This is a genomic window from Shivajiella indica, from assembly GCF_042683085.1.
Classification (GTDB): Bacteria; Bacteroidota; Bacteroidia; order Cytophagales; family Cyclobacteriaceae; genus Shivajiella; species Shivajiella indica.
The window spans coordinates 12937-34345 of record NZ_JBHUIV010000025.1; the positions used below are offsets into that span (position 1 = coordinate 12937).

Annotated in this window: 19 protein-coding genes; all 19 read right to left on the reverse strand. The window is 32.2% G+C overall.

Annotated features, from left to right (window positions below):
• Nucleotides 1-146: 146 nt before the first annotated feature.
• The 19 genes from ACFSKV_RS16475 to ACFSKV_RS16565 all read right to left on the reverse strand — a co-directional run bounded on the left by ACFSKV_RS16475 (nt 147) and on the right by ACFSKV_RS16565 (nt 21099).
• On the reverse strand, nt 147-1367 hold the full coding sequence (locus tag ACFSKV_RS16475) for a hypothetical protein (RefSeq protein WP_380805184.1): 1221 nt from the start codon (nt 1365-1367) through the stop codon (nt 147-149).
• 811 nt (nt 1368-2178) lie between these two features.
• Complete coding sequence (locus tag ACFSKV_RS16480; protein ID WP_380805187.1) at nt 2179-2856, reverse strand: haloacid dehalogenase-like hydrolase; 678 nt, start codon at nt 2854-2856, stop codon at nt 2179-2181.
• Nucleotides 2843-4027: a glycosyltransferase family protein gene (locus ACFSKV_RS16485; protein WP_380805189.1), complete on the reverse strand. Its 1185-nt coding sequence runs from the start codon at nt 4025-4027 to the stop codon at nt 2843-2845. The genes ACFSKV_RS16480 and ACFSKV_RS16485 overlap by 14 nt, the downstream gene beginning before the upstream one ends.
• A 15-nt stretch (nt 4028-4042) precedes the next feature.
• Nucleotides 4043-5170 carry a glycosyltransferase gene (locus ACFSKV_RS16490; RefSeq protein ID WP_380805194.1) on the reverse strand — a complete coding sequence of 376 codons (1128 nt, stop codon included), beginning with the start codon at nt 5168-5170 and terminating at the stop codon, nt 4043-4045.
• A 122-nt stretch (nt 5171-5292) separates the two neighbouring features.
• Nucleotides 5293-5679 (reverse strand): endonuclease domain-containing protein, encoded by a 387-nt coding sequence (locus ACFSKV_RS16495; protein WP_380805198.1) that lies wholly within the window; start codon nt 5677-5679, stop codon nt 5293-5295.
• A 123-nt stretch (nt 5680-5802) separates the two neighbouring features.
• Nucleotides 5803-7014, reverse strand: coding sequence for a glycosyltransferase (locus ACFSKV_RS16500; protein WP_380805201.1), 1212 nt, complete (start codon nt 7012-7014; stop codon nt 5803-5805).
• A gap of 1 nt (nt 7015) precedes the next feature.
• On the reverse strand, nt 7016-7846 hold the full coding sequence (locus ACFSKV_RS16505; protein ID WP_380805203.1) for a glycosyltransferase family 2 protein: 831 nt from the start codon (nt 7844-7846) through the stop codon (nt 7016-7018).
• A 161-nt stretch (nt 7847-8007) separates the two neighbouring features.
• Nucleotides 8008-8718, reverse strand: a complete 711-nt coding sequence (locus ACFSKV_RS16510; protein ID WP_380805206.1) for a sulfotransferase — start codon at nt 8716-8718, stop codon at nt 8008-8010.
• A 109-nt stretch (nt 8719-8827) separates the two neighbouring features.
• Complete coding sequence (locus ACFSKV_RS16515; protein ID WP_380805209.1) at nt 8828-9907, reverse strand: glycosyltransferase; 1080 nt, start codon at nt 9905-9907, stop codon at nt 8828-8830.
• A complete protein-coding gene (locus ACFSKV_RS16520; RefSeq protein WP_380805211.1) occupies nt 9908-10822 on the reverse strand; it encodes a glycosyltransferase family 2 protein in 915 nt (304 codons plus the stop codon).
• Between the two features lie 132 nt (nt 10823-10954).
• Nucleotides 10955-12319, reverse strand: a complete 1365-nt coding sequence (locus ACFSKV_RS16525) for a hypothetical protein (RefSeq protein ID WP_380805214.1) — start codon at nt 12317-12319, stop codon at nt 10955-10957.
• A 408-nt stretch (nt 12320-12727) separates the two neighbouring features.
• Nucleotides 12728-13333: an acetyltransferase gene (locus ACFSKV_RS16530; RefSeq protein WP_380805217.1), complete on the reverse strand. Its 606-nt coding sequence runs from the start codon at nt 13331-13333 to the stop codon at nt 12728-12730.
• Between the two features lie 3 nt (nt 13334-13336).
• The gene (locus tag ACFSKV_RS16535; RefSeq protein WP_380805219.1) at nt 13337-14413 is read right to left on the reverse strand and encodes a DegT/DnrJ/EryC1/StrS family aminotransferase; all 1077 of its coding nucleotides are present in this window, start codon (nt 14411-14413) and stop codon (nt 13337-13339) included.
• A 1-nt stretch (nt 14414) separates the two neighbouring features.
• Nucleotides 14415-16124, reverse strand: a complete 1710-nt coding sequence (locus ACFSKV_RS16540; RefSeq protein WP_380805222.1) for an ABC transporter ATP-binding protein — start codon at nt 16122-16124, stop codon at nt 14415-14417.
• 123 nt (nt 16125-16247) lie between these two features.
• Nucleotides 16248-16889: a methyltransferase domain-containing protein gene (locus ACFSKV_RS16545; RefSeq protein ID WP_380805224.1), complete on the reverse strand. Its 642-nt coding sequence runs from the start codon at nt 16887-16889 to the stop codon at nt 16248-16250.
• 161 nt (nt 16890-17050) lie between these two features.
• Nucleotides 17051-17971, reverse strand: coding sequence for a hypothetical protein (locus tag ACFSKV_RS16550; RefSeq protein ID WP_380805227.1), 921 nt, complete (start codon nt 17969-17971; stop codon nt 17051-17053).
• A gap of 3 nt (nt 17972-17974) precedes the next feature.
• On the reverse strand, nt 17975-19417 hold the full coding sequence (locus tag ACFSKV_RS16555; RefSeq protein ID WP_380805230.1) for an MBOAT family O-acyltransferase: 1443 nt from the start codon (nt 19415-19417) through the stop codon (nt 17975-17977).
• 4 nt (nt 19418-19421) lie between these two features.
• On the reverse strand, nt 19422-20597 hold the full coding sequence (locus ACFSKV_RS16560; protein ID WP_380805232.1) for a hypothetical protein: 1176 nt from the start codon (nt 20595-20597) through the stop codon (nt 19422-19424).
• Entirely contained in the window at nt 20587-21099 is a 513-nt protein-coding gene (locus tag ACFSKV_RS16565; RefSeq protein ID WP_380805234.1) for a hypothetical protein, read from the reverse strand. Before ACFSKV_RS16565 ends, ACFSKV_RS16560 begins: the two co-directional genes overlap by 11 nt.
• Between the last annotated feature and the right edge of the window lie 310 nt (nt 21100-21409).

The window sequence follows — 21409 nt, forward strand, 5'->3', positions numbered from 1 at the left end:
TTTTGAGATTGGTTAATACAATGACTTAATATTATAATAATTGGTCGGTAGAATGAATTAAAAAACCAATTTGCCAAACCTGCAAAGCTCCTACTTACCGAAATCCCCCTTTCGAAATCCGAAATTCCTCACTCTTCATTCTACATTCATCCCCCCACTTTCCTCGCTATCGCATCCCTTTTCTTTTGAGCAAACGCAATCTTACTCATAATATATTCCCTGCGCTCCAACAAATGAACCTGATAAATATAGATCAAGAAAATCAAGAAATAAACAAAAGTCATATTCTTCATCCTTACCATTATCCCGAAATTACTCATAGCACCTGCAAAGGCAATGGAAGACAACAAGAATGTCAAAAACATAATTTTAATAGCATTGGGTGCTTTTTGATATCCTTTTATGGGATTGACTTTTGTGAAGATTGCGATTGTCAATAATAGACAAATCAGGTTCTCTACGGAATTCAACAAACTGGAAAAATTATGAGCATCAAAGAATAATGGCCTGTACAGAAATGTAAAAACTTTCAGTGGATAAGGATAACCTGACATATCTACAAAAGACTTTCCGTAACTCAAATTCCCACTGGATGTATTGAAAACACCCTCAATGTTTTCAACATTCAATTCATCAATCCTCAAAAACTTTAAGACCTCATCATAGATAAAGATAAACCCTACAATAGCCAATGCAAAAAACACGAGCTTATAAGACAAATGGAGTTTACTATCTAAAATCAACATGATGGAAGTGGACAATAAAACGATAAAAGCCATATGAGGGCGAACGTGATAGAGTAATACCGCACTCAGAAATACCAAAAACACATATTTTCTCAAATCCCTTATCCCATAAAAAAACATGGCGATAAATAGAAAAACCAAAGAGTCTTTCCCAATTCCAGAAGACCAGAAGTGAAGGCTTGGCAATAAAAGAATATTAGGCCAAATATTGAAAGCTTGGAGGCTGACTTTATTAGCTTTTAACAAATCCTGACCTGCCAAAAACAGTAAAATAAAAGCCCATGCTGAAACACTGGCATATAAGAAAGTTCCGGTCCAGAAATCCAAGCCCAGTGTTCTGGAGAAGGGATAATTGATAAAAAACACAAAATAATTATGGGTACCATATGCATCCCACCAAGATTCAAAATTGAAGTGGCGAAATTTATCCCCCAAATTCCAATAAAAACTGGTATCCGTTCCCTTGGCAAACCATCCATAATAAAATCCAATTAGAATATGGTAGTGCACCAATAAAATTGAAAAATTTACTCCATTTGAATTTGTTCTATGCCTAACAAATTCAGAAATCAAGATTAAATTGATCACATACATAATAATTCCAAAAAATATATCTCCCATATTTTATCAAGTCATGCTTTCCCTTGAATACTTCCCTGTCCCCATTAGCAACAAAATTCCCAATCTAAAAACAAAAAAATAGGCGGTACTGTAAATAAAAATGGGTGTAAGACCTAGCCCAAAAGTTAAGAAGAAGGCTAACATTAATGTTACTGTATAATATTTAACGCGAAAATAATCCAAGGAACCTATCATTTTTTTCAACCATACTATTTTATACTTGGGCTTCACAGCATGTTCTAAGGTTCTTAAAATGGGAAAAGAAATTAGAATTACAATAAATGGTTCAAAACCAAATTTCAATCCTAAAAAAACCAATGGAAAAATTGAATATTTCAATAAACACAAAACAAAATAAGTAAGAATGTTCCATCTAGATCGAATTTGATTGTGCATGTAAAAAAATAACCTTGCCAATATTACCAGTGATATCAATAAAAAAAGTTGTCCATTGGATAACAAACCTGACAAAAAGAAGATCAGAATTATCACCCCGAAAATTAAAAATCTAGCAATTAAAATGTCCTTGAAATTTTCCTCTATAAAATTTATTTCCTTTTCTTGAATCCTTAGATTAGGATGGGTTTCCTTTTTAATAGTTATTGCATCATTTTCCAAATACCCAATCTCATAAATACTCATCCAGGCGACAAATGCCATAAGAAAAGAAAAGAGATGAGGAATAACTTCAACCTGATAAAAACCAAAAAGAAAAACCATCAAAAAAAGTGGATAAATCCATATCAGAGATAACTTCTCTGGAAGACTTTTTAATCGGGAATAAGTCAGGTAATAAAAAGGGATGACGAACTTATACATGTAAAATTTCAGCATGTGGATGGGAGGCCAATAATCTTTCCCATTTTTTTAAATTCCGTTTTTTGGAAATGACAAAAGCTTTTTCAGCTATTTCAATCAATGCAATATCATCCAAATTATCGGTGTACACAAAAAATTCGCCTGCCTGAATACTAAAATTCCTTTTTATGGTTATTAGTTTTTGTCCCTTTAGGTCATGAGCCAATTTTCCAGAATAAATGCCATCCTCTGATGTTTCCAAGGTTGACGCAAAGTATTCATTCACCTGGAAACTATCAGCAATAGCTTTGACAACCGGTCCCAAAGATGCGCTTACCAAAACTACCCTCTTATTTTCTTCTTGGGCTTTCTTCAAGATGCTTTGTGTTTTTAAGAACCTTTTTGAATTCAACACATCAGACACAAAAAGATTTGCACAACGTTCTACCTCATACGAATTTTCATGCCTTAGCAACCCAATCAAAAAAGATCGTAAATCTGCTTTTATGCCAATCTTAGATAAAGCAACAATAATTACCTTTCCCGGCAAGGACAATAAAATCCGGATCAACCAATATTTGAATCTATCCTTATCTCTAAAATAATATTCCAAAAAGCTATAGGTGGTATTGGCATGATAAAGCGTACCGCAAACATCAAAAAGATAAATATCCTCTTTACCCTTCTCCATATTGTAATGCTTGGTGATACAAGACTGCTGATCTTTCCAAAGAAAAATGTTCTTGAGCAAATTGGATCACTTGGTCTCTTCTATCCTGATTCACGATTCTTTTGATCCAATCAACCAAACTTTCAGGATCAACAGCTTTCATTGGATCTAGGGAAAAGGCAAATTCCTGAGTTCCCAAAAGCTCATCCAAATCTCCAATTCCAGGATTATAGATCAAAGGCAAGCCTGCACTGATGTATTCCACCACTTTAATCGGGGCAACTCCCTGCATGGAAAAACTTGGTTTGCGGAATGAAATACCAATATGCGCCTTTGCCAACTCTTCCTTTACCTGCGCTGCATGAACAGATTTAATCTCCACACTGGAGAATATCTGGGGATAATTTTGCTGAATATAATCCCGGGCTTGCCCGATTTGAAAGGTCAAGATTTTGAACATGGCATCGGGAAAAGTTGTTTTGATGATTTGGAAGGTTTCCATCATTTCTGGAAACATATATTGCGGTCCTAAGGATCCTGCATATACCAAGGTGAGTTGTTTTGGCTTAACTATCAAAGTGGCATTTTCACCACTTATAAAAGTCCCATTATTTACCACAAAAACTTTACCTCTATCAAATCCTTTTCCACCATTTTGAACAATTATTTCTTTGGCTTTTTGAGTTCTGCAGATTATAGAAGCTGCTTGATGATAGGCCTGATACTCGATTCTTTTAAAAAACTGGTACCGCCAACTATTTTTGGATAATCCTGCAAAATCAATTCGCTCCTCTAAAGGAAAGCCATCTGCATCCCAGACCAAGAGATATTTTTGATTTTGAAATAAGGCTTTTACAATAAAATAGGCATTGACTGCTCTCGGCATAATAACTTCTATTCCATGCTTTTCTGCATATTTTTTGACCCGATAAATATCCAGGAATTTGGCATTCAACATCCCCAATAAAGCTGATTTTGGGGAAGTTGGAATACCCAAATAACGAATCCCTCTTGATTCTAAATCTTCTTTTCTTTGCTTAATTTTTTTTTTGTTTGTTGAAGTAAACTGGATAATATGAAATTCGTATCCATACCTCTCTTTAAGCTTATAAAAAATAGGGGCAAACAAGTTTTCCAAATAGGTCACTTCCGGCCCATCCCAACTCACAAACAAAACTTTTGTAAACTTCAAGATATGAATAGTTTTTCAGGAAATTAATCCCTTTTCCTTTAAAAGCTGTAAGTACAAATTTTCCACCTCCTGACAGTAACGATCAGCAGTATAATTCGCCATGGCCCTTTCATAGGCTTTTTCTCCCATTAATTTTCGCAGTTCAGGATCTTCAATCAGGATTTTTAACTTTTTAGCAATTTGATCTGGTGAAAAAGGAGGTACCAAAAATCCTGTCTCTCCATCTATTACAATATCCTGAAGCCCTCCAACCTTGGTAGCTATTACTGGCAATCTTTGTAACATTCCCTCAGCAGCCACCAAACCAAACCCTTCATGTGCCGAAGGCAAACAGAAAACATCCATAATCTGATAATATGAATCTGGTTTTTCCTGAAACCCTACCGGAATAAATTGATCTTGGATTCCTAATTGGTTAGAAAATTTCTTTAACTCATCAAAATCTGGACCCTGTCCTACCAACAAAAATTTAAGTTTAGGATTATCCAATAGCTTTATTGCCTGCAAAATATCTGAAAACCTTTTTACGCTATCATGTACCCTTCCCACAGATCCAATCACCAAATCATCCTTTTCAATTCTGAGGCTTTTTCTAATATGAAATATCTCCTGATCTGAACAAGTTTCTGGAATATCTACTCCATTATTAATCAAAACAACCTTTGAAGAAGAAATCTTTACTTTTTCCTTTAAAAACAAAACCACCGAAGGAGCAATACCGATTACCTTATCCGCAAAAATTGAATAAACTCTCTGTAAAAAAAGTGCTTTTTTCGACCGTGTTGACGGAAAAGATGTTTCCTCCAAAATGACTATTGGTACTTTACCAAATAATCCTCCAACCGTGGCCATACTCATCCCTTCAAATACAGCCCCATGGATTATATGTGGTTGATATTTACGAATTACATCTAGCACCTTTTTGTACTTTCCCCACTCAAAAGGGCCCTTAAATGGTCCCACTTCAATGATCTCAACCCCTAGCCTTTCTAATTGATCTTTGATCGGTCCTACAGCTTTTGTACAAATAATTTTTAATTCGTATTTGTTAAAATCCAAACTCTTGGCAAAAGTCAGCCTGATCCTTTCTACCCCACCAGAGGAAATCGTCTCGATACAATGTAAAAGGCGGATTTTTTGCATATTTTTCACCCCATCCCCGACCCTTCCCCTGAATGGGAAGGGAGGATGGTTCCAATTGAAGTTTAATCTTAAAGTTACTAACACACGTCTTCGAAGACGTACAAGTCCCCCATGTGGGGGATTTAGGGGGTAGTCAAAGAAATAACCTTACTCCTCAAAACAAACAACACCTTTTCCATTTCCTTTTCTACTTCTTCATTTTGAAACCTTAAGACCTGTAATCCCAATTCTTCCAATTCATAAGTCCTACCTTCATCATATTCTTTGGAATCATTGGATTCATGAATATCACCATCTATCTCGATCACCAATTTCAGTTCATGGCAATAAAAGTCCACAATAAAATTCCCTATGGGATGCTGCCTTCTAAACTTAAACCCCAGAAAATTTTTATTTGAAACCTCATTCCAAAAAAGGGATTCTGAATGAGTCATCTTTTTTCTTAACTCCCTTGCTCTTTCGAGAACCAAGGGACTAGCTCCATAAAAAAGATTTTCATTGTAACTCATTTCTTTCTCCACATCCCCGACTCTTTCCCTGAATGGGAAGGGAGAATGGTTTCAATTGAAACTTAATCTTTAAAATTATTAATACTCGAATTCGAAGACGCATAGGTCCGCCTACAGGGGGATTTAGGGGGTGGTATAAACCTCCATCAACCTCTTCACATAATTCTCCACTGAGTACTTTTTCCCAGCCTCTTGCGCCTTCTCACCAATTAATTGCCTTTGTTCATTAGACAATTTCAAAACCTCGAGCATTTTACTTTTTATATCATAAGCTTTAAGAGGGTTTATCAAAAACCCTGTTTTACCGTCCTCCACAATTTCCCTTGGCCCACCCTGATTGGTCACAATGCTAGGCAATCCACAAAGCATAGCCTCAACCAATGAAATGGAAAAGCCTTCAGAAAAAGAAGGTAAAACAAAGGCATCTGCTTCTTCCAAATATGGAACTACATCCTCATGAAAACCCCAAAAAAATACATTTTCTTGAATTCCAAGATCCTTTGCCAAAACTTCTAAAGTTCCTTTTTCTGGTCCATCTCCCACTATCCATAATTTCAAATCCAAGTCTTGATTCTCCTCAACAATCTCCGCGAATACTTTAACTAAAGTATCCAAATTCTTCACCGGCACCAACCTACATGTCGTCACAAACACAAATGGCTTTTTACTTTCCCCATTGTTTACGTCACTCTGCCTGCCTGCCTTTTCGGCAGGAGCAAAACGAAGAGCCCCCTCAACTTTAGAACTTTCTGCCACATCTCCTTCCTCTTTCCCTGAATTCTCTTCCTTTTCTCCGATCCCCCTTTCACCTTTTCCCTTTTCCCTTTCCCCTAAACTCACAGGATTATACACCACCTCCACCTTCTCTTCCTCCACTTCCCCCAATTCCACAATTCTATCCTTTACTGCCTGAGAAATTGCTATCACCTTCGTCGCAGACTTATAAACCCATTTAAAAATCAACCTCCATTTCCAGTCATGCTTAGGAAAACCAATTTCTTCTCCAATTCTAACTGGCACACGCGCCATTTTTGCAGCGATCAACCCATGAAAATTGGCCTCTGCAGCTGATGTATGCACAACATCTGGTCGAATATTTTTAAGTAATCTATATAACTTAAAAATCAATAAGATATTAGGTATTTTAAAATTTTGATTAAGATGAATTGGATGTGTCCCCATTGACTTAAGATCTTCAGAAATCTTGCCTTTTTTACCTAACACCACAACACTAAGTGACTGATTTGAAAATAACTTAAAGCCAATTACAGTATGTTTAACTCTCTTTTCCACTCCCCCAAAATCCAATAAAGGTATGATTCTTATGATCTCCAATCTAAAAATATTTGAAATTAAATTGATCTTTTGCCAGTCCCTTGATTGTATAGTATGAATTAGCAAGTATTTGCTTTGTTAACTCAAAAACACAAAGAAAATCAAATCTTCCTCTCTTTAACATTTCTAATAATAATAGAAATCTTGCTTTAGTTTGATGAAAGTAATATGAACTACTTGTATTAGAACTTATTCGCCTATGCCCTCTTCTAACCAGATAAATAATTTCTTTCAAATTATAAATTTGAGAATGTTCCAAATCCAAAAGTGCTATACTATTCATCAACCATTCCTGAGAATTCATTAAAGAATTTGAAAATGGTTCTTGATTTAATGCTTCTTTTTTCCAAAGAATAGCTCCTAAATGCCACCTAATATTGTTCTTTATATGATCATAAAAGAAATTATTTGATTCAAATGATCTTGACCATAAATCCTTGAGGTTATCCTTATTCTTAAAAAAATTTTGGCTATACCCTAAACAAACTTTTATGTTCCTATTTTCCTTTAAGACTTTTATTTGTAATTCTAAATTATTTTCCTTTAAAAGATCATCCGAATCAACCCATTTTATGAAAGTTCCAGAAGCCAGGGATAAACCATAATTTCTGCAAGCATTTGCACCTTTTGGCAAATTATTTGGCCTCTTAAAATACTTTATTCTACTATCTTGTTTTTCATATTTTTCAACGATTTCATGAGTGTTATCAGAAGATTCATCGTCAATTATTAATAATTCCCAAAAAGGATAACTTTGACCAATAATGCTATCTATTGTTTCTCTTAACAATTCCCCTCTGTTATATGTAGGGATTATAATTGATACGGTCATACTTTTTTTAAAAGTTTTTTAAGTATACTGAATGGGGAAACTTAAAACTACAAGCACTTAAAAATATTCGATATCAAAGAATTAATTAAATTATTGATCTCCGTTTTTTCATTAGGAAGTAAGTCTTTCAAAATATTATTATCGAATAGAATTATATTCTCTTATGTTGTTTTATTCAAATGTGGGAATTTATTTGAGTTGGTTTGTACATTTAAAAAATTTGCAAGCCTTTTATAATCTCCGGGGTTTCCAACATTTATTTTTATAAAATTATTGGGTCTATTATCAAAATAGCTTTCCACATCTTTATTATGTTTTAAATAATTATTGATATAATATTCTCTATCATATAAATCAACTTCTGGATAATTATAAAATATTTTTTTTGAATCAAGTGGCATACCTTTATATCTATAAATGGCTTCCTCCAAATCTTTTGGAGTTGGTGGAAGCTCCTTATTTGAAGACCAAAGCTTACTATGAAATCTTACTAAAGAATTGAACCATTGATTTTCATCGTCTCTAACGGTTAAAATGAATTTTGAATTTGGGAAGGACAAATCTAATTTTTTATAAAGGTTCGGTCTTGAAAAAGGAGAATCTTGAAAAGCATCGGCTGAGTGACAATATTTTATTATTTTTTCTTCATTTCCTGTTTTGCCCCACTCAAGCCCTAATATTTCAGCAATAGGTTGGTTTCCAATATTAAAACCAAAGTCATGCAGTACTTTTTTTACGGTAGTTGTTCCAGTTTTATTAAAACCAATCACAAAAACTTTATTATAACTTCGGTCAGTGATCTTACTCTCAGTTTTTTGAGGTATTTTATTTATCCTAATTGAAATTGGTAAAAAGGGAAGTTTAAATTCCATAAAATGACTATTTAGATTTAATGTTAAATCAAAATTGTACTAAAATTGCCAAGAAATAAAAAATTACCTTGACTCAATAAGCTATTCATTAAATCAAAAAGTGTTATTCTTACTTATTTACTTTTAAAACTTGAGTGAATAAATCAAGCCATTTTTTCATAATTATTTCAGTTGAATATTCCTTGGCTTTTTCTTTTGCACTAAAAACAATCTTATTTCTCAACTTTTTATTACTAATTAATTCCTTCATACTAATAGCAAGGTGGTCTATGTTATTCATTTTTACGAGAACACCAGTTTCTTTACTTAACAAGGTAATGGGACCGGAAAAGGTTTCATAAGAGATCACAGCATTATAACTGTTAAACGCTTCGAGAATCATGATTGAAAAGCTTTCTGATTTTGAGGTAAGAACTAAAATCGATGATTCTTTCAATTTATTTGGGAAATTATTTACCGCAGGGAAAATTTTTAAGGTTGAACATTTCTTATCAATCAAATTAAAATATTCTTGTAAATTCTCTTCTTCATCATTTATATAAATATGATATTCCCAGTCATCAAATTCATTAAAAAGTTTATTCCAAGCCTTAATCTGATGTTCGTATTGTTTTAATTTATCATTCCTGCCTCCTGAAATAATGATATTTTGTTTTTTTAAATCATTAAAATTATAATCACTAATTGATAGGAAATTGGGAATTACAGCGATATTATTTAAGTTATATTTAGATTTTTCTAATTCATTAAGGACAACCACTTTTGAATAAAGCTTGTAAAAAAATCTTTTGACAAAAAATGATTGTTGAATAACAATCGTCGCTGAGGCGTGAATTTCTAAAATTTTTGGTATGCTTGTTTTTACAAATGGAAGAATGAAAAAATCTATACTTGAAAGCAAACTAATGCAAATATCAGCATTAAAGTCAGAAATAATTTTTCGAACCTTTTTGTAAAAATAATATCCATATTGAATTTTTTGAAGAAAATTTAATCCGTGATAGGTTTTTTCAATATTGTAAATTTTCAACTTTCCATCATACCTTTCTTCAAAAGGTAAAGAATGCCTTTTCACAATAACACAAACATCGTACCCCTGATTATTTATAAGCCAGTCTACTTTTTTGTTAGTAATAGTTGATATTCCCCCTAAATCATTTAAACTATTTAGCAAGTAAACAACTCTCATCTATTTTTTCTTCATTAAATTTCTAAAGTATAAAATCAAATATTTTACCGAATAACTTCTGAAAAATAATTTCATAATAGTGGATATCGATTTTGAATATTCTCCACTATTGAATAATGCATCAGAATAAAACAATAAGTACTTATAATATTTATTTTTTAATGATCTGACATTTTTATTTTTAAAGTATAATTCCTGATAACATTTTAATCCAATCTCTGTCCTTTCAAGGTATGATTTGGATGAATAAACTCCATTTTCATGAATTCTGTAAACTGAAGTAAAGGAACTGATAATAGCTACCTTTCCCTTTAACAGGAAATAGTAAAAAAGATGTACATCTCTAAAATATTCATACCTTTCATTTTCGTTAAAATCAAAGCATTCTTTTCTAAACATTAATGTTTGAGTACCAAGATGCCATCCCTTTTCTAACTTTTCAATATCTAATTCTATAAAATCTTGGTCTATGAAAAACTTTTCATAGCTATCATTTTTAAAAATGTTTTCTCTTTCATGAAGTAATTTAAACCTAGTGAAAATTAAAGAATAAGACTTGTTCATTTCCAGGAAGTTGACTTGTTTATGAAGTTTATACGGGTCAGTCCAATAATCATCTCCTTCGCAAAATGCGATATATTTACCAGTACACTTCTTTAAAGCCCAATAAAAATTTTTTGACATCCCTATATTTTTTGAATGTCTAAAATATTCTATGGAATGTTTACCGGATTGTTTTTTTAAAATTTCCTGAATGATTTCACCTGTTTTATCAGTGGAGGCATCATCTGCTATAATCAATTCCACTTCAAAGTCACATTTTTGCATGAGAATACTTTCAATAGCTTGGATAATAAATCTCTCATGATTAAATGTAATCATACAAACTGAAACCTTGGGAAAATTTTCAGTCATAATGTTCAAATGATTTTACCTTCAAAATCAATAAAATTTTAATAAGGTTTCTTGAGTTATACTACCCAAAATTTCATATTGAAGAGTTTATAGAAAAAATAATATTTAAACTTTAACACTATTCTAGGTTTATTATAATAACTGTTTTTTAATTGTATAAATTTCAATTGAAGATTCTAAAGAAGTCTTCGTTAATTCAAAATCTTCTAGGATATTATCATTTTCAATTTCAAACAATATGTTTGCTGCTAGTTTATTGGTTTTTCCCATAAATCTAGTATTAATTGAAGATGAATAATTTGCAGCTTTTGAAAATACTGGTTGAAAAACAATATAATTTTTAATAAATTTTATGATTTCTTCAATCTTATTAAAATTACCGATTACAATTCCATTTTTTACATATCCATAATAATCACTTAATTCTGGAACTAAATCAAAATATAAAGTAGGTGTATTTGTAAATAATGCTTCTTCAATAATACTGCTATTCCCTGCTACCTGAAGATCGATATCCTTTAAACATTCAAAAGAATTTTCGATAAAAAAATCACTAAGTTGAATTTTACTGTCAACTAATTCAAACTTTTCGCCAGAAATGGAAGGATGTAGTCTAATTTTAATGAATTTCACATCTTCCAATTTCGCCAGCTTAAGAGCTAAATCTTCATAAAGTTTGACCTCATGTGATTTATTAACTGATAAAAGAATTTTTTTTTGTTTTGGATTAAACTCTCTTTTTTTATTCAAATACCTATCTGCTTTCATATTACCAATGCAAAATATCTTCGTTTTTGAATGGCTAATTTCAAAATAAACTTCCGCAGCTAATTCTGAATTCAATAAAGCATAATCAAATTTTAGAGGGGGAAATATTTCAGAAACATTAGCATGTTGAAAATAAACAGATTTAATTCCATTATTTCTTGCTGCATACAAAATTCCAACATTAATATTAGTATGGTCATTAGCCATAATTATAATTTTTGGCTTTTTTATTTTGAAAATAATATTAAAGAAATGGAAACATGAAATAGTAAAAAATATTGTTTCAAATATTTTTTTACCAGGAATCTTATTTCCAAAATTCTCAATCAAATACCTATTATTGGAATTGTATAAAAATGGCAAGATGAAAACTTGGATTAAGTAAATATAGAATATTGGTAAATTTGAAAATTCAACAATATTATCCTTATCAATAAATTTATTCTTAATCCCTGTGAAATTGCCTTCTAATTCAGTAAATAAAGGTTCTAAAGCAACATACTGATTATTTGACCCTAGGAAAAATAAAAATTTTTTAAACTTAAAAGGATTAGTAATTCCAAAATTAAATTTTGCAATTTGTTTAAATAATTTCCAAATTGAAGAAATCCAAATCTTTAAAAAAGTTTCGAATGGATTATTAAAAGTTGAATGTACACCTTTTTTTTCAGCTAATTTTGAAGTGACAAAAAGTGAATGATCAATTATTTCTTTGTATAATACATTCATGAAACTACAAATTTTCCTTACTCAAAACACAGTCTTTAAAATTAGCTATGAACTAATTTTATAAATGATCTTGAACCATCTAAATTTTAGTCCTTTTTTCTTGTATTTCCTTAATTGATTTTTTTTCCCACTTTAAATAAAAAAACACATAAAAGCACAAAAATCCTTTGCTTTTTATTTATATTTTTAAATTCATATTCAGTCATTTTTCCCTCAATTCTTACACTCAGAAACAAATATTTACAGTACATCCACTATCATGAAAAATTATTAAACCTGGAGCTTAGAAAATCATAGCTAGCAAAAAAGATAAGAACGTTTGTTCGTTCCAGTTTCATAAAAAACAATCCAAAAGAACTGGAATATTACTAATAAAAGTAATTCTTAAGAAATATAAAGCGTAATATTCTAATATTTCCCAGGCACACCTTTAACAATTACGCCATCAGGAATATCATTAGTAACAACACTTCCTGCCCCAACAATAACATTATTACCAACTTTAACATTAGGCAAAACCGTTGCATTTGCACCAATCGATGTAAAATTCCCAATTTGCACTTTCCCTAAGATAACTGCACCAGGATTGACTTCACTAAAGTTTCCTATTTCAACTTCATGATGAACTTGAGCACCAGTGTTTATCAAAGTTCCAATCCCTATTTTTGTATTAGATCCTACAAAACAAAAATTTAAAATATCTACTTGATCAATTATCGAAAATTTCGAAATAATAGAACCTTCTCCAAAAATGGGGAAACAGACCCCACCTAAGGATTCCATGAATTTATACAGCTTATATCTGTATTCAGGGTTTCCAGTACCTAAAATAAATCTGGAATCTCTTTTGAAATGGCTTATGACTTGATCTTCCGAATTCAAAATAGGATATTTTTCATTAAAAATCTTAATTGAATTGATATTGTCAAAAAAGAATAGATCTTCGGTCATTTCTCTTGAAATTAATATATCTAAAAGTTCCAAGGCATGACCACCTGCTCCAGCTACAATCATCAATTAGTTATTTTGAATCCTTAATAAAATCCTAGCTATCATCCTTTGTTCTTCCTTAGTTAAGGTATGATAGAGTGGTAAACATAAAACCCTTTTTGAAATCTCATCCGATATCGGACAGTTGCCTTCCGTATAGCCAAGTTGGTTCAATCCTGGGAAGAAATACCTCCTTGATCCAATCCCCTGATCCTCTAAGGCTTTCATGCTTTTCTCAAGTTGCAACTCATTGGAAAATAGAACTGGAAAATAGGCATAATTATAATATTCAATCTGATCGGTTTTTGGATAACCTACCCTTAATCCCGATAAAATTTCATAGTAGTATACCGCTTGCTTTTTTTTCTTTTCCAAAATATTGTCCACATGATTCAAAACAGCGAGTCCCATTGCCGCATGGAATTCAGAGTTTTTCCCATTGATCCCAATACCATTAAACCTTTCAAATCCATCATGCCCAAAATTCCTCAAATAGGCCATCTTTTTCAATATTTCAGGGTCTTTGGTCACAACTCCTCCACCCTCAATGGTATGAAAAAGCTTGGTCGCATGAAAACTGCAAGTTGAAATGTCACCGTATTCAAAAATGGATTTTCCTTTAAGTTTTACACCAAAAGCATGTGCTCCATCATAGATGACTTTTAAGCGATATTTATCCGCAATCTGTTGAATTTTTTCCACCTCACAGGGGATTCCATAAACATGCGTTGCGAGGATAGCAGAAGTTTTATCAGTAATCGCTGCTTCAATCAGATCAGGATTGATAGTGAGCTTATCTGGAAGTATATCTACAAATACCGGCTCACATCCTTCCCATATAATACTTGTAGTAGTCGCTACATATGAAAATGGCGTAGTAATGATTTCTCCTTTTAAGCCTAAGGCTTTAATCGCAAGTTGAAGTGCGATGGTTCCATTGGACACAAAAAGTAAATGATCCAATCTTAAATACTCCTTCAATCTTAACTCAAGCTCATTGACCAAGGGGCCGTTATTGGTTAGCCAATTTCGGTTCCAAATGCCATCTATGTACCGATCATATTCTTCTCTAGGAGGAAGAAAGGGCTTTGTTACTGGTATCATATTATAATTTTTGAAGTCTCACCATTTCCTTAAACTTATCGTTTATTTCAAGCAGTTCATAAAAATTAGAAACTGATTCAATCTTTCCATGATTAAATAAAACTACTTGATCGGTGTTTTTGATAGTTGATAGTCTATGAGCTATGATTATGATAGTAAGTTTACCTTTATATGAATCTATATTTCTTTGAATGATTTTCTCAGTTTCTGAATCCAATGATGAAGTGGCCTCATCCAAGATCAAAAGGTCTATCTCTTTAAAAAACTCCCTGGCTATGGAAATTCGTTGCTTTTGCCCACCACTCAAATTAATTCCGTTATTACCTAATAAAGTATTTTCTTTATTTCCCAAACTCATGACAAAGTCAGTAATTGCTGCCTCTTCCATGACTTTCCAAAACCTTTCCAAATTTTCAGGTTTAGATTCTGACCATAAAGTAACGTTGTTAAATATGGTATCATTAAAAACAATTGGTTCTTGGGTAATATAACCAATTCTCTTTTGGAATTTAAACAAATTCAAATTGGAATAATTAACTCCATCCAAGAGGATTTTACCCTCACTTGGAGGCATTAATCCTGCAATTAAGTTGACCAAAGTTGTTTTACCTGAACCTGATTCTCCAACAAAAGCAAATGTTTGGTTTTTGGATAAATTCAGGTTAATATTTTTTAAAATCAGTTCATTTCCATAGCTAAATGAAACATTTTTTAATTCGAATCCTTTTTTAAGAACCTCAAAATTTGATTTTCCGAATTTTTGCTGTTCTTTTTTAAGTGTCATTTGAAAATCACTAATATTTTCCAAAGAACCTGACATATTCAAAAAACTGTTCCAGGAAGTTTGCAGAGCCATTAAAAAAGTCAAAGACCTATAAAAAAAGAGCAGGGACAAAATAATCAGACCTAAGGCCTGATCAAAATAACTAACTTGGACTAGAATAACAACTACCACTAAAGCGATAGTAATTGGTTCCCTTATCGCTTGCAATATAGCACTGTAATATCCTGTTTTAAGGTTATGATTTTCGATTATTTGAACTGCTTTCTTCAGTTTTTCTGAAAAAAGATGGTTAATACCTGTCGCTTTCAAATACTTAAAAAATGCTACTTTTTGGATCAATAAGCCCTGGTAATTATGACTTTCAGAAGTTATTTTTCTCGATAATTCTTTGGTTCTTTTATAAATAAGCTTAAAAATAAGGTTGGATAATATACCTCCTAAACTCACCAAAATTGCAAATTGTGGATTGGCCAATACCGCAAGAAAAATATAAACAAACAGCATGACTGCCATTTGCATGGACATAAAATACGACCTATATGCAGCAGCCACCCTTTCTGTTTCCCCACTTAGCGAATTCTGAATTCTACCTGCATCGGCAGTTACAAAAGCTTTGTAATTGTAATGCGTCAGGTAATCAATATTCTCCAAACGAAGCTTTTTGATAAAATACTGCTGGACAATCACCCGGTAATAAATCTCTGCAAACTTGGCAATACCTTTTAAAACAAAAAATAAAAGCATAACCAGCAAAACTGTTTTCAAGTCTAAGGTTAAACCAAAAGTCTTCAACCCTTTAACTAAGAATCCCAAATTACCCATAGCTTCGGAACTAGCCTCCGCTTTTCCATCTACCATTTCTAACAATGGTAAAAACATGGCCAATCCAAACCCATCCAATAAGCCAACTAGAATACTTAATGACAAAGCAAAAAAAATTCTATGCCTTAGATGAATGTAGAAATAAGTAAAATGTGTGAAAAGTTTTTTTACAATCTTCTTAAGAAAAACCATGAAAATTGATTACATAATTTAATAGAATATGAATCCCTATTTCGAGTAAAAATAAAAATCTGCAAATGAAGAAATTTCATTATTACCGTTGAAAGGATATCTGTTAGGTACTACAGCTACAAGGTTAAAACCTTTAATATTACTTTCAATCCAATCTGTAAATTTTCTGTGTTTAACATGAGCCGATGTGTTATTATCCTCGAAATTTGAGGAATAAATAATAACTTTCTTTTCAGCAGCATTAAATAATTGTTTCATGTATTTTTCAAACACATTATCCTCTACCAAATGAAAAATCACATCTAGAGACAACACTAGTTCTGCCTTTTCTGCTCGATAGTCGCTTAAATGTTTAAAAGTTTTAGTTGGATCTTCGGAAAATTTATTCTTGCAAATATTAATCGCTTCAAAGGAGACATCAAAGCCTGAATAATTTTGAATTAGAAGCAAATGAAGTTGATTTCCATCCCCACAACCAAATTCGACTACATTATTAATATTATTTTCTTTAATAAAGGAATTGATAACTTCTCCTTTAAACTCAGCCAATTTACCATACGATCCTGGCCCGGAATTTCCTCCCTTTTTATATCGTTGGTTCCAATAATTCCCAGAATTGAAGAATAACTTATTCTTTAATCTCTTAATTTTCTGTTTAATCCTGTTTAAATTACTCATCTCTAATGTTTATCCTAAAATATATTATAACAATAGATTTTCTATATTTAAATTGATTTGAAAAAACTATTTAAGTGATTTTTTAAATTAAGCAAACAAAATTTGTTTTATGAAAAACATAAAATACGAAGATTTAAATCCTCAAAAACAATTACCCATTTTTATTGATTTTTTATGATCCAATCTGAAATAAGCTTTGTTACGTCTTTGGCTGAACCTGATGTCAAATGATTACCGTCAGTATACTCAAAATCTGAGGCCATTGAACTTAAATTTAAAAACGGTACATTAAATTGAAGTGACAATTGTTCCATTTTTCTTTCAAAATCAGGAATCATTTTTTCGTCAATTTCCAAAATCGCTGGGTCACTTGGAAGCCTGACCAAGTAAACATCACCTTTCATTGATAATTCATCAATCAAACTTTTTAAACTTAAAAATCTTGTTTCTGAGAAAGACTTAGTATTTAAATAATTGGAATATTGCGCTAGCTTTGATTTTAGGACCTTTTCATAATTTTTTTCTTTTATACCCTGGATCTCAAGCCAGCCGTCTTTGTGTAAAATCATTGAGTTATTAGTGAAATAACGCAATAATATTTCATAATAAGAATTTATGTAATGAAAAAATAGATAATCAAGATTAAAAATAACACCATTAACCGATTCGATTGAATTTAAAAACAAGCCATTTTCTACAAAAAGATCCTCATTTTCAGGATCAATTTTTTCCGAAACCAAACTCCAAGGATCGATTGTTAAGATGAAAATACAGTTTAAACAATTAGAATCTAGCTTTTCTAAAATTCTTTTTTTGTAAACTTTTCCATAAGGAGAATGAATCACAGTAAACGAGAAATTAAAAATCTCATCTTCTCCAATTAATCCTAACTTTTCATTTAAAACAGAAGGAACAAGTCCTTGTGCCGAAGTTGATGTTCCTAGTATAAGGTTTCTTTTCTTTCCTGTTATTAATCTCTGATAAAATGGATCTGCTGTTCCATTTTCTAATAGAAAAATTACTAAAAGACTAAAAATAGTCAAAAAAGAAAACCATGTAGTTTTAAGGATAAACCTATTCAAAACCTAAAACTGAAAATAAATAAACTCCTGAGATCTTCTTGCAAATAAAAACACAATCATCACCAGACTGTAATATAAACCATACCTATAAATAGCTGGCTTGGCGAAAGCCATTTTTTGAATGGCAAAGTCATGCTTTCTTCCCATCCATTCCATAATTACAAAAAACAAAACAATACCGGCAAATAAGTAAACTCGCATGTTCATTTGAGGCATTGAAAACAGATCAATAGAAAATAATCCGAATAAATAATCAATTGCAAAACTTACATCTGGCGATCGGAAAAACACCCAGGTTAAAGTCGTCAACAAGAAAGTAATCAGGATTTGGGTAAATTCTTTTAAACTTGGCAGCATGGTATTTTCAGCCACCAAATCGGTATTGATCCTGTTTTTCTTACTCAAATAAAGCGGTAGAAAATAGATGGCATTTAAGCCACCCCAAACAATAAACGTCCAGTTCGCCCCATGCCAAAAACCGGATACCAGGAAGATGATAAAGATATTCCGGATTGCCAAACCCCTACTTACCCTCGACCCTCCTAAAGGGATATACACATAGTCCCTGAACCAAGTGGACAATGAAATATGCCATCGCCTCCAAAACTCCGCAATATCCCTTGAAAAATTCGGATAGGCAAAATTCCGCATCAGATCAAAACCCAAGAGTTTTCCTGTTCCGATCGCAATATTGGAATACCCTCCGAAATCCCCATAGATCTGGAAACTGAAAAACACTGCTCCTATCAGAAGATTGATTCCAGGTTGACTTTCCGGATTTTTGAATGCCTGATCTACAAATACCGCACAGTTGTCCGCAATCACCATTTTCATGAAAAAACCCCAAAGGATCTGCCGCATGCCGTCCATGGCTTTGGTATAATTGAATACCCTATGCTTGAAAAACTGTGGCAAGAGATTGGATGCCCTTTCTATTGGTCCAGCTACCAGTTGAGGGAAAAAGCTGACATAGGCAAAGAAAGCCACCGGGTCTTTGGTGGGCTGGATTTGTTTCCTGTAGATATCGATTGTATAACTCATCGTCTGAAAAGTATAAAAACTGATCCCCACCGGTAGAATCAATTGTAATGAATACTCATTGGCCTGAAACCCTAAAGCATTGATGGCCTGTATGGTAGAATCAATAAAGAAATTGAAATACTTAAAGAAACCTAATAATCCAAGATTCACACCCAAACTAATCCCCAAATAGACTTTTCTCTTAAAAGTCTCTTCTTCCTGTCCAAGCTTTAACCCTGTCCAATAATCCACCAAAGAACTAAACGCAATCAAACCCAAAAACCGCCAATCCCACCAGCCATAAAACACATAACTGGTTACCAGAATAAAAGCATTCTGAGCTTTCAAATGCTTCTGAAACACAAACCAGTACAGCAAGAATACTACCGGAAAAAATAGAAGAAATTCGAAAGAGTTAAAGAGCATAATTTTATCTTAAAATTTTAATCTCTTCCAATAAAAAATAAACAGGTAAATTGATCAAAAATGATATAAAAACAAAAGAATATAAGGCTAGTTTTTGATATTTTTTGCCCTCTATGTTCTTAAGAATACTTTGGAAAAACACAATAAAAAGAATCAAAGATACAGGGGATAATATTCTATAATTGAAACTATCAAACGGTGAAATTGACCGAAGTATTATAATCATGACAAAGTAAAATCCTGCAGAAAAAACCATTAACCTTTGACCTAAATCTAAGTTAAATTTAACTCCTCGGTAAACGAAAATTATTACTAAAATCTGTAAAAGAAGCAGTCCTATAGCAAATGAATCTTTATTACCTACAAACCAAAGGTTCCTTGCAAATGCGAAAACATTCAGCAATCCCCTAAAGAGATAATATGTAAAATCAGTCCAAGACTCCAGTCCAATATACACCCTCTCTGCTCCCGTCATAAATCCTGTTTTTATGTAGTTGATTGCTAGATAACCTACAATAAAAAGCCCTGAAATCATTAATGAAACCAACAATCTTCTTGCGTCCACATACTCTTTTCTAGTGTATTGATAAATCATATATCCCAAAATAAATAACCAAAAAATAATCCCTGCATACCTAAGTAAAAAAAGACAGGTTAGACTTAATCCTACATGAAAGAGCTGCTTTTTCTCTTGCTCTTGGTTCAAGCCATAAAACAAAAGCAAGACGAAAAACAAAAAAGGCCCTTCAGACCAAGTGTAGGAATACACTTCTGTAAGTCCATAAGAGAAATAAGCAAAACTTGCCCAAATAGCTGACTGCTTATATTGAATGTATAATAAGACGAAAGATGCCCCAAGAAAAAACAAGTTGACTGCTTTACTGGCCCATAATAAATTCGGTATAACTAAACCAAAAAGTGCTATTAAACAGGGATATCCAGCTGGCCAAATCGCAAAATAACTTTCAACAGATTCTTGATTAAAAGGAAAACTAGTTGGCCCTGCAAAACCTTTTCCTTTCAGAATATTTTCAGCTACTTTTAAATAAAAAAATGAATCCGGAGATTGGTAATTTGTCGCTTCTGCATTAACCCGTAGAATTATACTTAATAATAGGCTTAAAAATAGAATTAGAAGTAGCCAAAATTCTTTATCGAACTTTACGTTATTATTTCCCATCCTTTGAACTAAGTACACTTCTTGAACTAAGTATAAAAAGGATAGGTAAAACAGGTAATAAAAACCTTCCGTCCCAATCCACCGACATCATACATACACTTAATGCATGGAATACTATGTATATTAATGCGGAAATTTTCAATCCTTTAGAATGATTACTGTTAAAAATCCCCCTAATGAAGTAAACATAAATTGGGACAAGAAATAGAATAGAAAACATATTATGCCAAAAAGACCAAAATGGCCTGACATGCCCAAAAAACAGAAACAGTTTTCCAAAGAAGAGTTTTAACCAATAGACCGGCTGATGATAAATAAAGCAAAGCATTTGAACCAAAGGTAATTGATCATTATTGGGTAAAATCATGTTTTCCGGCCTATCGATAATTAGCAAATCATAATAAGGAATATTTGAATATTGGGTCACCCCATAAATCAATTCACCAATTTTATAATTTTCGATAAATCCAAAAGTACTGACCATTTGATTGGCTAAAGCCAAAATAAGGATTAGTCCAATAAAACCAAACAACCATTTTAACTTGGTATTCGAATGATTTTTAAAACCAAAATAAGATAAGCTAAAAACCAAAGCTCCCAATAAAGCTATTCCTGTTGGTTTGGTAAATATAGTTAGCCCTAAAATCAGAATTCCTAAAATCTTTTCAAGGAAAGAAATTTTTCTCTTATATAATCTAGTTAAAAAATATAGGGATATACAGGTCAGGCTGATAAATATAGATTCACATAGGATGTATGAATTAAACAAACTTATTTTAAAAAATAACAAGAAAAGGAAACAAGTTAAAAAA